Source organism: Chroogloeocystis siderophila 5.2 s.c.1 (assembly GCF_001904655.1).
In the GTDB taxonomy this organism is placed as follows: Bacteria; Cyanobacteriota; Cyanobacteriia; order Cyanobacteriales; family Chroococcidiopsidaceae; genus Chroogloeocystis; species Chroogloeocystis siderophila.
This window is the reverse complement of the sequence record NZ_MRCC01000005.1, coordinates 140,668-153,606: the sequence shown is the minus strand read 5'-3', so window position 1 is coordinate 153,606 and position 12,939 is coordinate 140,668. Positions and strand designations below refer to the sequence as shown.

The window sequence follows — 12,939 nt, the reverse complement described above, 5'->3', positions numbered from 1 at the left end:
GTAATGCTTACTCAAACCAGGTTGTAAACAACTAATTTTTCTTATGGAGCAAAAGGAGTTACTCGCTAGCGTCCTCACCTTCTCTTAACTCTTCGTATAGTAAGTCTAACCCAATGAGTACTTTTTCCCTATCAGATAAGTCACCGATAATTTTACGCACCGGTAGTGGTAGTATTTTAGCTAAAGTTGGCGTTGCGAGAATTTTATCCTCTTCGGCTAACTGCGGATTTTTCAGTACATCAATGACTTTGAGCGCATAAATACCTTGAAACTCTTCTTCCAAAATTTTTTTGAGAGTTTTAATTGCTTGTACCGATCGATATGTATTTCCAGTTACATAGAGCTTCAGCACATAAGTCTTTTTGAGTACGTTCATAACAGCAAGGTTTGAGTCATGTAAGATGATTAAGCACTACAGGTGTTACTATAATCTAGCGATGCGAACAACGATACATTTCGCATAAATGCGCCAAAATATCGATGAGTGTCAAACGATAGTCGAGTAATATATCATCACTCCGCCCTTCGACTTTTAACTGCTTAGATAATTCATCAATCAAATCCATATGGATTTCTATAATTTTCGGTATAGGAAGGTTATAATCAAACACTTTATTAATAAATTTATCAATTCTCTCCCTAGATGCTTCATTATTGACAAAGTAATTTATGATAATTTGGCGATAGTCTAACTTGAGTTGTTCGAACAGATTTTGTTCTAAAGACATTTGTTGAAAAACTGGCGCTTCTTCGTTATCGCGGTCATCCATAACTCCAAAACAGACATTCTATTGCTCTGCAAGTGGTTCAATCGTGACAAAGTAGTATGACTTAATTTAAATAATTTATGTAATGCTCAGATAAAAAATTGCTTAAATATAAGCTGGATAAAAATAGCAAGCGTTACTATCTCAAGGTAAGCCTTCGCGTTCTTAAAATAAAGGGCACTCTCAACTGAGTAAGGTCAGCCGTCGTGCGATCGCATCTGTTGACAAACCCACTTCGCAAAAAGTCACTTTTTTTGAGTGCGGCAGTACTTGTATAAATTGAGGTGTGTCTGTTAGATAAATTAAGAAATTTGAACTAAGTTAAACCATTATCGCATTGTAATTCATTATAATTCCCCAAGGCTCAGATTCTCGATCTTGGCAGTCATAATAATGGTAATTGCATTGCGGTACGAATCTGTAAAAAGCATAGGAAAGCTGACAAAGGAAGCATCCTCAACAAAGATCATCTTAAAGCGGTTTACTGTATCGTCAAGCTAACCAGAATACCCCACTGCATCGAATCAATGTCAAATCCTGAGCTATATGATTTCATCACTAATATACCTAGCTGTAGGCAGACAACACAGCTAAAAGCAGTGCTGGAAATTTTGCAACAGACGCAGTGCGATCGCGTGGTAGTGGTCAATAATGAACAGATTCCTGTAGGAGTCTTATCCGCAGCACAACTTTTATTGCATTTATTGCCTCAATTCCAGGCAGGTCGATATGAACAAACGATACACCAAGCAGTAAAGACCATCGGTAGAGAACTCATCAAGCCGATCGCAGTCTTACCCGCAAACTTAAGTATTGCAGAACTCAGCTTGCGTTTGCAATCTTTACACGAACGTCAAAACACGCGTTGTGACTGGGTAATAGTTGATACCGAAGGAAAATTTCTTGGTGTCATTGATCGCGTGCAGCTATCCGAATTTTTCTGCTTAAACTTAGCGCAAGTTAGTAGCGAAGCCGTTAAACAGGTAAGCGATCGCCAAAATCAGCTGGTCTTAGATTTACTCGTACAGCTACTCGAAAAATTACCATGTCCGCTGATTTTGCAAACAACTACCGGAGAAGTGGTGATGCAAAATTCTGCATGGAGTCGGCATTTTGGTGGACTCAGCGATCCGGAAGAAGTGCGGCGCAAAGTCGAGTCGATTTTAGATGCGGCATACACACAAAATTCCGAGGCGGTGGCGACGTCGGCTTATCGGCACCATAGTTTGGTAAATAGCACCTTTGGGACTCAGCAGTTATTATCAACCCGAACTTCTGATGAGTATGATGCTGTAAGCGTCAGCGATCGCACTTCGGAATTCGAGCCAGCAGAATTTATCGCAACCGCAAATCGCTGTCAGTTAGGTACACAGGCTAATACTTGTATTTGTATTTGGTCGCTACCCAACGGTCAAGAGCGCGTGTGGGAATTCATCAAAATTCCTTTACAAGAAGATCGACAAACGAACGATACCGAGTCTGAAGCAAAAAGTGACTTTGCACATCTGTTACCCGTGAGTTCTAAATTGTGGTTATTACTCGCGACAGATATCACCGAACAACAGCAGCTAGCCCTAGAATTAGCCGCAAAAAATGCCGATTTGATTCAACTTAATCGGTTAAAAGATGAATTTTTGTCGTGTATTAGCCACGAACTGAAAACACCGTTAACCGCAGTCCTCGGCTTATCGACGCTACTAAAGGATCAAGCTTTAGGAGAACTCAACGAGCGACAAAGCCGTTATGCAAAATTGATTCATCAAAGCGGTCGTCATTTGATGAGTGTCGTCAATGACATTTTAGATTTGACGCGGATGGAAACGGGACAAATTAAGCTGAATTTTGAGCAAGTAAAAATTAGAAATATTTGCGATCGCGCGCTAGAGCAAGTGCGAGTGATGCAAGCGCAAGATCGTCAAGCAACAACAGAAGCGATCGTCCAAGATGAATTAGAACATCGCTTTTCCTTAGAAATTGAACCAGGCTTAGATACGATAATTGCCGATGAATTGCGGCTGCGACAAATGCTCGTTCATCTTCTAGGCAACGCATTTAAGTTTACAGAAAGCGGAGAAATTGGATTACGCGTTAGTCGTTGGGCAGGTTGGATTGCTTTTACCGTTTGGGATACAGGAATTGGCATTCCTGAACAACAACAACACTTAATTTTTCAAAAATTCCAACAACTCGAAAATCCTTTAACGCGTCGCTTCAAAGGCACAGGACTGGGCTTAGTCTTGACAAGAACATTAGCACGCTTACATGCGGGTGATGTTAGCTTTTTATCAAAAGAAGGCAAAGGCAGTGCTTTTACGCTGCTACTACCACCGCATCCACCGACAGATTTTCGGCTCACAATTGCCGATCAGGAATTGCAGAGTACGAACAACTCACAAACGCTACACTATACTCCAAACTCGACGCAAAAGCCAAAATTAAGTCACCGTTTGGTGTTACTTGTCGAAGCTGCGCCGCGATACATTGCCACTTTAACCGAACAACTTAGTAGTTTAGGTTATCGCGTTGTCAATGCGCGTTCTGGAACCGAAGCTTTAGAAAAAGCGCGCCGACTTCAACCGGAAATCATCTTTTTAAATCCTTTACTACCGTTGCTTTCGGGTTGGGATGTGTTGACTTTATTAAAATCTGACCCGGCAACGCGCCAAATTCCAGTGATTGTGACGGCGACAAGAGCCGAGAAAGAGCAAGCATTGGCGAATCGAGCCGATGACTTTATCAATTTGCCCGTGTCCTCAGAAATTTTACCACAAGTTCTGGCGCGTTTTTGTCACGAGCCAGTTGCTCATCCTCAAGCCCAAACTGAGATGGGGATGACTAAAGACCGCATTACAATTCTCCGGCTAGTATATGGTGACGCTCTACCCCTCGTCCCACAACCGTCACAAATTCATTACCGAATTTTAGAAGCTGATGACTTAGAACAAGCGGAAATTTTGGTAAGTATTTGGCAACCTGATGTTGTCTTACTCGATGGCGACATTGCTGAACCTGTTACATATCTAGAAAGTCTCAGTCAGTTTTCTAAGCTAGCAGCGCTACCAATTGTTACCTTAGATGCCGCAACGACGCAAGCTGCCAATCAAATCGAAGGGCTAGCGGTTTTTCCTTGCTTGCTTCCCCGCGATCAACGCGATCTAGAGACATTGCTATCGGTGTTGCAATTTGCCGCAGGAATGCCATGGAAGCCTAATATTTTAGTTGTTGATGTGGCGACGCTACCTGATTTGCAGACGAATAGTCCGCTTTGTCGTGCAAGTCATTCCTCCGCGCACGGTACTGAGTGGTTTCAAGCGTTAATTCCCTATCTAGAAACAGCAGGTTTCAATGGTGCGATCAGCCACTCTTGGGCAGAAATGTTAAACCAAATCCGCCAAGCGAGTGTTGATTTAATTTTGATTTGCCTAGCAGATATACAGCTAAACGCGGACGTTTTGCAAGCGCTGCAAAATCTAGAAAATGAGAAGTTACCACCTATTTTGGTACTTAATGGACAATTACATCCACAACTTGATACACATCAGGTAAGCTTAAATCGTAGCTTTGATTTGCAAACAACGCTTGATCGCGTTTTACAAGCGATCGCCACAGAAATTCTACCGCCGCTGTCAATCCAAGAATTATTAGACAAGATTGTTAAAACATTAGCACTCAGCGCCGCGCGCTAACACGCTTTCCTAGCCCTGTATTCAGTGTTTGTGCGGAATAATACTCGCCCCCTAAATCCCCCATGAATTGGGGACTTTGAGTGATTTAGAAGCCCTCCGCTTCTCAGTTTTCCTCAATGCTGGGAAACAAGATCTGATTTATGCAGGTTGTCTAATGCGGACAAGCTGATACGCACCAGCTGCCCCAAGGGTTTGATACTGTGGTAGCTGCGGTTGGAGTTGTTGCAGTCTTGATGGATAAGACAATAGCATCACCGAAAAAGGTTCTGTTGTTTGAGCTTGGAGTTCTTGAAGATGAGCGATCGCCTTTTCGATTTCTCGAACATAAGTCACTGGGCGTTGGCTGTAAAAAACAACACTCGGCTTTTTGAACCCGATCATCATTAATTCTTCGGTGGGTTCGACTTGACGGACAATCGTAGATAATTCGCGTAGTGGTAACTGGCGTGCTTGATCCATCCAAAAATAAGCGGGTGTGACAACGAAAACAAGAAACACCACAAATCCGAGTAAGTTTACGGCTAATAAACCTTGCCAGCGCTTCCGGACAATAAAGACTATGCCAGCGATTGCCGCGACTAGCCAAATCATCGCCGCGAGTATTGGTAAACCGGATTGTTGAATCGATTCGCGTAAGTTTGGAATTGCTGGATCAGATCCAACAAGATGAGGAAGCGCAAACAATCCAGCCGACAAGCTTAATAAGAACACAATATTGAGCCAATGACTCCACAGCAGAAACGGCGAATTTCGTTGAATATCACCGACACGAGGATGAAGCGGATTGCTCCAAAGAAGTGCTACTAATATAGCTGCCGCAGGCATCAAAGGTAGAACGTAGCTCGGAAGTTTCGTCACGGCGATGGTAAAAAAGCCAAAGATACTGGCAAACCAAAACAGTGCGAATAAACCTAGGTGCGTTGATCGATGAGTAGAACGCCAATAAGCACGCTGCCAAAATCGAGTTTGGGCGATCGCCACCGGTAAATAAATCGACCAAGGCGCAAAACCAAGGAGAACAACCACAAAGTAAAAGTACCAAGGTGCCGAGTGATTATTCACAACACCCGTAAAGCGTTCGATATTGTGGTAACCAAAAAACGCGTTGATGTAATCCCAACCATTCGCACCGATTACAAGAATATACCAAGGAATTGCGATCGCCAAAATCAACAAACTGCCCCAAACAATCCGCATCTCGCGCAGCACTTCGCGAAATTTCCCAACATACAGGAGAAATAAGCCGATAATGATTCCTGGCAAAACAATGCCAACAGGTCCTTTGGCTAAAATTGCTAATCCTACAAGTACATAAAACGCAAGATACCACCGCGTTTGAACTTGGGGTTTTGATGGTTGCGCGTATCCCACAAAAAAACACAACAACGCACAACACATACACCCTGTCAACAACATATCCGAAACGCCAATTCTTGCCCAAGCAATTGTTTCGGGATTCAAGGCGATGAGCGCTGCACCCAACCCAGCACAGAAGAATGATCGCGGAGTTAACGAAGAGGAACGAGTGTAAGAGTCAGAAGTCCCAACGCCGAAAAATAAGAGTGTATAAAAGCCTAAGCAAATTAACACAAAAGCACTGATCGCCGAAGGTAGACGTACTGCCCATTCATTTACGCCGATTGTTGAGTAAGCGATCGCCATCAGCCAGTAAACCAAAGGCGGCTTATCGAAACGTGTTTCCTCGTTAAAGTACGGCGTGATGTAGTCCCCTGTAACTGTCATTTGCCGCGCCGCTTCTGCAAACAGTGGTTCTGTTTCATCCACCAAACCAGTACTGCCCAAATTCCAGAAGAAGGCTAGCCAACCAATGACTAATAACCACAGGATTGACACAACCCAAGCCAAAATTGGGCGGTCTACGGTATTTTTTCCCCAAGCATCTAAAGCACGGTCGAACCTAAGTTTCATGCAGCTAACTGTATATCCTTGTGGGCAATTGCAAATTGTAACCCCATGATAAATTAGATGACTCGCTGAGAGTTTGGCAGTTCCAGAAAAGAGCAGAGGGGCAGAGGAAGAATAGTGTTTTCTATATAACTAACCACTCACCACTCACCCCTATTTCAAAGTCAGTTGCCATTCTTGGGTTTGACTGTTCCAAACTGGAGTAGGCGTTTCACCGACAACGTACGGTCCCCAATAGCGCCCAGAACCATCTTGCGCGAAGGCGACGATAATATCTCCTTTGTTGAGTGTGAGATTACCCTCTGGTAGAGATAAAATTAACCCTCCGGTACTACCTTCATAGGGAGTAAAATCCCAATGCGCTGGGTTTTCACTGTAAGCGTTGGGCGATCGCTTCGCGAGTAGCGCTACACGCACGGGCTGATCAGTTTGGTTACTCATGCGCAAAGATCCTGGAGTTGTTCCCGCCATCGGGGTGGGTGCAGCACTTTGTGCTGGTGTTGTTGGAGTCGGAGTGGGTGATCGCGTGGCGGGAATTGTCCCAACTGGTGAAGGTTCCGGTTCAATCTCAATTGTGACGCTAAACTGTAGCGCGAACCACACTAAACCTAAAATTCCTAATACTGAAGCAATAATAACCGCAGGATGCACCAACGATTTCATATTCATAATTTTAAGGATTAAAAGAGTAACAGGTTGTATTCTGTATCTATACGCGGTAAAAAATCCTCCCTCCTCCTATTACCATTGAAACAGGCTAAAGCCAGCTAGCAGCTTATTTTGAGCATTTACTGAAGATGCAAAATACTCGTCTCAACGATCTTTTTAATTCCATAACCGGACAACTCGGAAGATGGTTTCTCAATCCTTGGCGAAAGCTATCCCTACTAATTATTAGTTTATTGTTTGGCTTTTTTCTTGGCTCGGCAATTTCGACGATCGCAGGACAAGCGGCTGACTGGGATATCATTGGTGCAGGCGTTTTAGTCGCGTGGAGTGAAATCGTTGACCGAATTTATTACAGTCGTACCTGGCGCAAACAGCGGGGACTCTGGTTAGAAGCATTAAATGCTGGCAAAATTGGTCTAACTTATAGTCTGTTCTTAGAAGCGTTTAAACTTGGTTCTTAAATAGGGCTGGTAATTGGTAACTGGTAATTGGTCATGAACATAAAATTTACCTATCTATCACCCATTACCCATTACCGGATAAACAAATCGTTAAGTTATGCAAACGGCGATCTGGTTAAGTCAAATTCTCGCGGGAGCATTACCCGACGAACGTCTAGCACAACTAATGCTTGCCGATCCTCTACGCGCTCAAGCTTTTGATATTACAGCAGCGAATGTTGAGCAAGTTGTGCAAAAGCGATCGCATTTACTACGTGCGGTTTATCCAGCTTTTAGCGAATTTTGCCAAACGCGGTTGCATCTTGCACCAAACCAGTTACTCGATACACTGTGGGATTTTTGGCTACCGTTAGCGATGCAGCTAGCATCATCGCGCCAACAATTACAAAGAACGCTCATTCAAGGAATTTTAGGCGGACAAGGTACAGGCAAAACCACCTTGGGGGCAATACTGACGCTCATTCTCGCGCACCTGGGATACCGTACTGTTAGCTTATCGCTAGATGACTTGTACAAAACCTATCACGATCGCCTAGCGTTAAAACAGCAAGATCCGCGCTTAATTTGGCGTGGTCCACCTGGAACACATGATATTGATTTAGGGTTAACAGTACTAAAGAAGCTACGTCAGCCTATTGAGCAACCAATCGCGATCCCTCGGTTTGATAAGTCGGCGTACGATGGCGCTGGTGATCGCGCGCAACCTGAACTTGTCGATTCTATCGATATTGTTCTATTTGAAGGCTGGTTTGTCGGCGTGCGACCAATCGACCCTGCACACTTTGACACGGCTCCACCACCGATTGAAACTCATGACGATCGCGAATTTGCCCGCGATATAAATGCTCGATTGCACGAGTATCTACCTTTGTGGTCACAACTCGACGCGTTAATCTTGCTCTACCCTGATGATTACCGCCGCAGCTTGGCATGGCGTAAAGACGCCGAACGCGATATGATTGCCGTCGGTCAATCAGGAATGAAAGACGCAGAAATCGAAGATTTTGTCAAGTACTTTTGGCGATCGCTTCACCCAGAGTTATTTATTAAACCTTTATTAACTCCTCCTACCTGGGTTGATTTAGTCATAGAAATTAACCCAGACCATTCTCCAGGCAGCGTTTATCGTCCAGGCGATCTTGCTAGCTATGGCAGGGATCAAAGGTCAGAGCAATGATTCTGAAATTCTCTAATGTCTAAACGATATCAACCATTGCTATAGAATTCAGTATAAATCGGTTCGCTACTTTGACGCGATGCTGAGTTTCATCAAGAAAACGCAAATAGTAGGAATTAACGATCGTGGCGCAGGTTGTTCTGGAAAACGTTTATAAAAGCTTTCCCACTCGACATAACGAACGAGTTACTCCGGTAGTCGCGCAGTCATCTCTCCTTGCGCCAATCGATGCGCCATCAGTGGTTGAAAAAGAAACTCAAGAACCTAAGCAAACTGTGAGTGTCCTGCGCAATATTAACTTGAGCGTAGCTGATGGTGAATTTATGGTCTTAGTGGGACCTTCCGGCTGCGGTAAAAGTACGTTGCTGCGCTTAATTGCAGGGCTAGAGAAGATATCTGGCGGGAATGTTTGGGTAGGCGATCGCTTAGTTAACGAATTACCACCCAAAGCTAGAGATATCGCGATGGTTTTTCAAAACTACGCGCTTTATCCGCACATGACAGTTTACGATAACCTAGCATTTGGACTGCGGCGGACATTGAGGAGTGACAAGCAGCGCACGCCATCGTTAGATAATTTGTTAGTGAGAGTGACGCGAGGATTACCTAAGCAGCTACGTTATACTACGGCACGCGAACGCGCAGTTGACGACCGAGTACGGAATGTAGCGCAATTACTGCAAATTGAAGCACTACTCAATCGACTGCCAAAACAACTTTCTGGTGGACAAAAGCAACGTGTAGCCTTAGGACGCGCGATCGCCCGCAATCCACAAGTTTTTTTGATGGATGAACCTCTATCAAACCTCGATGCCAAACTCCGCGCCGAAACGCGCGCGCAAATTGTGAAGCTACAACGTCAACTTGGTACAACCACCGTTTACGTTACCCACGATCAAACCGAAGCAATGACAATGGGCGATCGCATCGCGGTGATGAATCAAGGACAAATTCAACAAGTCGCGCCTCCTCTAGAACTTTACAATCGTCCCGCAACGCGCTTCGTCGCCGAATTTATTGGCTCACCTCCAATGAATTTTCTCCCAGTGCAATTTCACGCGCCGTTGTCAATTACTCACCCGCAGTTTCGCTGCACACTCCCAGATCGCTGGGCAAATGTCTTACAAAATTATGACCAGCAAACACTGATTCTCGGTATTCGACCCGAACACTTTCACCTCAGTACACCTGCACCAGAAAATCTCTTAGTTCAAATAGACTTAGTTGAAGCGTTGGGTAACGATACGTATCTCGCCGTCAGCTTTGTCAAACAAGGTATACAACCATCTTTAATCGCGACTACCGCGACAAACACTCTACAAGTACGAATTCCACCCGACCAAAAAGTATCAATTGGCGAGCAACTATGGCTATCGCTGTCACTAGATAAACTGCATTTCTTTGAATATGAAAGCGGTAAAGCAATTTGGTCTGACTAGTCAATGTAAGAGGCGTCAGGATTCAGAGGGCGCGCTTTGCAAACTGAAACAGCCAAAGCTTGAAAATCAATTCGCTGCTTGCTCACTTAACTCCTCAAAATTCTTGTGCTGACGGAGGCTTCTTCACTGGGCAATAACCTCGTCTTTCATACCTTAGAGAGAGATATTCTTAATTTCTCCACGTTACATTTATTTACAGATTGAGCTACATTACTTAACAAACAATCTTTTTGGAGCCAAAACCATGCAAGACACAACCAAAATTACACCTCCCGTCGTGGACGATCGCAATGCTTGGCGCTATGGTTTCACTCCCCAAGCAGAAATTTGGAATGGTCGTTTGGCAATGATTGGTTTCCTAGCCGCAGTCCTTATTGAGCTATTTTCTGGTCAAGGTTTCCTTCACTACTGGGGCATTATGTAATTTTCTGTCTTCTGGTACCGACACAAGCGCTCTCAAGGTTCTGTATGTACTTTCAGGGCGCTTTATCGATATGAGTTCGCTATAACGCCTTACAGTAGTCCTCGCCGAGTTACATAAATATTGCCCCAGCGCTCACCTTTGACTTTAGAAACTTATTTGTTGCTTTTTCGTAAATATTTGTTATATTAATTTACAGAGCGAAACAAACCGTTACCGAAATCAATTCTGGAGTGCCAACTATGCAGAACACAACAAAGGTTACAACTCCCGTTATGGAAGACCGCAATGCTTGGCGTTGGGGATTTACTCCACAAGCAGAAATTTGGAATGGTCGTCTGGCAATGATTGGTTTCTTGGCCGCAGTTTTAATCGAACTGTTCTCTGGTCAAGGCGTACTACATTTCTGGGGTCTTCTGTAAGCGACACGTAGCTAGCTAGTAATTTGACCTACAAATTTTCAGTGGTGTGAGTTTTAGTGTAGAGAAATTCTCTAGTCCTAACTGATAGCAACATAGACCGATTCAAATAATCCAAGCAAAGCAGATTAATAGAGCAAATACCAAAAAACGCCACAGTCTTATTGTGGCGTTTTTCGTTAATGTGTATTGAGCTTTAGTTGATGAGGTACTGTATAGTAAAGTCAATATAGTTAGGACATGATAGAGAAATCCAGAATGAGTGCTCTGACCTTTGATCTCTAACCCTTGACCTCTGCTATATCTATCGGATATACTCCTTCAGCACGCTATTACGGTTAGGATGACGTAGCTTACGTAGTGCTTTCGCTTCGATTTGACGAATGCGTTCACGAGTGACATTAAAAATCTGTCCAATTTCTTCTAGCGTTTTCATTCGTCCATCATCTAATCCATAGCGTAGTCTTAAAACATCTCGTTCGCGAGGGCTAAGACTATCTAAGACTTTTTCAAGATCTTCGCGCAAAAGGCTCTTGGAAACTTGATCTTCAGGTGTTTCACCATCAGACTCAATAAAATCGCCCAAGCGAGAATCTTCTTCTTTACCGATGGGCGTTTCTAAGGAAATTGGCAACTGAGCCGATTTAGCGATAAAGCGTAGCTTCTCAATCGTCATTTCCATGCGGGTAGCAATTTCTTCTTCAGTAGGCTTGCGACCCATCTCTTGCGAAAGTAGCTTGGTAGTTTTCTTAATGCGCGAGATTGTTTCGTAAAGGTGAACGGGTAAGCGAATTGTCCGCGACTGATCGGCGATCGCGCGTGTAATTGCTTGACGAATCCACCATGTCGCATACGTCGAAAACTTGTAACCTTTCTCGTGGTCAAACTTTTCGGCTGCGCGAATTAGCCCTAAGCTTCCTTCCTGAATCAAGTCTTGGAAAGATAGACCGCGATTCATGTATTTCTTAGCGATGGAAACCACCAAACGCAAGTTTGACTGTACCATTTTGTCTTTTGCCCGCCGTCCTACATGGAGGCGATAGCGGAAAGTTGGTAAAGACAACTGCACAGCTTCTGCCCATTCGCTATCTTGTGGTTCGCGATCTAACTGTTCTAACAGTCGTTCGCGGACTCTTTCCATTTCCAACAACTCTGCGATTTTCCGCGCAAGTTCAATTTCTTCATCTGCCCGTAGTAGCCGAATCCGTCCAATCTCTTGTAGATAGAGGCGAATAGAATCTTCTGTATAGTGCTTTTTCTTGGTTTGCGCCCGCCGACGAGATTTAGCGGCTTTACCAGACTTAGCGTCGTCCTCATCAGGCTGAGTTTCTAGAAAATCATCAGTGTCCTCCGTGTCAAGGATTACTAAATCCTCGTCATCTTCGAGTATGAGATCTAAATCGCCTTCGGGTTGATTAGCAGTTTCTTCGATTTCAGGCTGATGAATGGTTTCGAGTACGTTGTTAGCCGGGTTCATGCCGCGTTCCTCATGCTCCTTAATGTCAACAATCAATTACTCATGATTTTGGTAGGTGTCTTTGTCAATAAGCTGTTACTTATTGGAAAGAGCGTTTACTAAAAAAGGTTTTTGGCGATCGCAAGCATCAAGCAGTGAATAATATTCCTCACAACAATTTGTTGACGGATTGGTTTCCTACGGGAAACTACTTGCTTGTATAACTTAACGTCCAACTGATTGAGCTATGCCTCATACAACTCTTTAAAAGAGTCGTAAAGATCGTTTTGATTGTAGCCTGTTTCACAAAAATTGCACGGATTTTATGTGTTGAATCATCTAAATTTTTGCGGGAATAGTGTGATTTTTAATAAAGTCACGTTATGTAAGATTGTTTTTTTAGTTGTGACTCGTCTGAATCGCTTTAAAAATTAAACAATCTAGGCATTGTTTTCAGCACACTCAACAACTGTTTTGCTGAATTGCGATGTCTTTACTTTTCTTCATGTATCCTCGCT

General features: G+C 43.7%; 10 protein-coding genes and 1 pseudogene. 6 read left to right on the top strand and 5 right to left on the bottom strand.

Features of this window, described 5'->3' with window-relative positions; genetic code table 11:
* Positions 1 to 58: 58 nt before the first annotated feature.
* The gene (kaiB, locus tag NIES1031_RS07255; protein WP_015188903.1) at positions 59 to 376 is read right to left on the bottom strand and encodes a circadian clock protein KaiB; all 318 of its coding nucleotides are present in this window, start codon (positions 374 to 376) and stop codon (positions 59 to 61) included.
* Between the two features lie 55 nt (positions 377 to 431).
* Positions 432 to 770: a circadian clock protein KaiA gene (locus tag NIES1031_RS07250; RefSeq protein WP_143167725.1), complete on the bottom strand. Its 339-nt coding sequence runs from the start codon at positions 768 to 770 to the stop codon at positions 432 to 434.
* A 524-nt stretch (positions 771 to 1,294) separates the two neighbouring features.
* Here NIES1031_RS07250 and NIES1031_RS07245 point away from each other — a divergent pair.
* The gene (locus NIES1031_RS07245) at positions 1,295 to 4,453 is read left to right on the top strand and encodes an ATP-binding protein (protein ID WP_073548798.1); all 3,159 of its coding nucleotides are present in this window, start codon (positions 1,295 to 1,297) and stop codon (positions 4,451 to 4,453) included.
* 138 nt (positions 4,454 to 4,591) lie between these two features.
* On the opposite strand, the gene NIES1031_RS07240 is transcribed toward NIES1031_RS07245, so the two are convergent.
* Positions 4,592 to 6,382: an ArnT family glycosyltransferase gene (locus NIES1031_RS07240; RefSeq protein WP_073548797.1), complete on the bottom strand. Its 1,791-nt coding sequence runs from the start codon at positions 6,380 to 6,382 to the stop codon at positions 4,592 to 4,594.
* A 150-nt stretch (positions 6,383 to 6,532) separates the two neighbouring features.
* On the bottom strand, positions 6,533 to 7,048 hold the full coding sequence (locus tag NIES1031_RS07235) for a hypothetical protein (RefSeq protein WP_218596692.1): 516 nt from the start codon (positions 7,046 to 7,048) through the stop codon (positions 6,533 to 6,535).
* Positions 7,049 to 7,176: 128 nt separating this feature from the next.
* Here NIES1031_RS07235 and NIES1031_RS07230 point away from each other — a divergent pair, with 128 nt between their 5' ends.
* The 5 genes and pseudogenes from NIES1031_RS07230 to NIES1031_RS07210 all read left to right on the top strand — a co-directional run.
* Positions 7,177 to 7,509, top strand: a complete 333-nt coding sequence (locus tag NIES1031_RS07230) for a DUF565 domain-containing protein (RefSeq protein WP_073548795.1) — start codon at positions 7,177 to 7,179, stop codon at positions 7,507 to 7,509.
* A 97-nt stretch (positions 7,510 to 7,606) separates the two neighbouring features.
* Positions 7,607 to 8,686, top strand: a complete 1,080-nt coding sequence (locus NIES1031_RS07225) for a glycerate kinase (RefSeq protein WP_073548794.1) — start codon at positions 7,607 to 7,609, stop codon at positions 8,684 to 8,686.
* A gap of 125 nt (positions 8,687 to 8,811) precedes the next feature.
* The gene (locus tag NIES1031_RS07220; RefSeq protein ID WP_073548793.1) at positions 8,812 to 10,125 is read left to right on the top strand and encodes an ABC transporter ATP-binding protein; all 1,314 of its coding nucleotides are present in this window, start codon (positions 8,812 to 8,814) and stop codon (positions 10,123 to 10,125) included.
* 244 nt (positions 10,126 to 10,369) lie between these two features.
* Positions 10,370 to 10,549 (top strand): chlorophyll a/b-binding protein, encoded by a 180-nt coding sequence (locus NIES1031_RS07215; RefSeq protein ID WP_015188896.1) that lies wholly within the window; start codon positions 10,370 to 10,372, stop codon positions 10,547 to 10,549.
* A 290-nt stretch (positions 10,550 to 10,839) separates the two neighbouring features.
* Positions 10,840 to 10,968: pseudogene (locus NIES1031_RS07210) on the top strand (high light inducible protein); the annotation flags it as partial.
* A gap of 301 nt (positions 10,969 to 11,269) precedes the next feature.
* Here NIES1031_RS07210 and rpoD read toward each other — a convergent pair.
* A complete protein-coding gene (rpoD, locus tag NIES1031_RS07205; RefSeq protein ID WP_073548792.1) occupies positions 11,270 to 12,442 on the bottom strand; it encodes an RNA polymerase sigma factor RpoD in 1,173 nt (390 codons plus the stop codon).
* Positions 12,443 to 12,939 lie beyond the last annotated feature (497 nt).

Coding starts and splice junctions, on each gene's coding strand:
- NIES1031_RS07250 (WP_143167725.1), bottom strand. CDS start 770: ATGGATGACCGCGATAACGAAGAAGCGCCAGTTTTTCAACAAATGTCT.
- NIES1031_RS07235 (WP_218596692.1), bottom strand. CDS start 7,048: ATGAATATGAAATCGTTGGTGCATCCTGCGGTTATTATTGCTTCAGTA.
- rpoD (WP_073548792.1), bottom strand. CDS start 12,442: ATGAACCCGGCTAACAACGTACTCGAAACCATTCATCAGCCTGAAATC.
- NIES1031_RS07245 (WP_073548798.1), top strand. CDS start 1,295: ATGTCAAATCCTGAGCTATATGATTTCATCACTAATATACCTAGCTGT.
- NIES1031_RS07230 (WP_073548795.1), top strand. CDS start 7,177: ATGCAAAATACTCGTCTCAACGATCTTTTTAATTCCATAACCGGACAA.
- NIES1031_RS07225 (WP_073548794.1), top strand. CDS start 7,607: ATGCAAACGGCGATCTGGTTAAGTCAAATTCTCGCGGGAGCATTACCC.
- kaiB (WP_015188903.1), bottom strand. CDS start 376: ATGAACGTACTCAAAAAGACTTATGTGCTGAAGCTCTATGTAACTGGA.
- NIES1031_RS07240 (WP_073548797.1), bottom strand. CDS start 6,382: ATGAAACTTAGGTTCGACCGTGCTTTAGATGCTTGGGGAAAAAATACC.
- NIES1031_RS07215 (WP_015188896.1), top strand. CDS start 10,370: ATGCAAGACACAACCAAAATTACACCTCCCGTCGTGGACGATCGCAAT.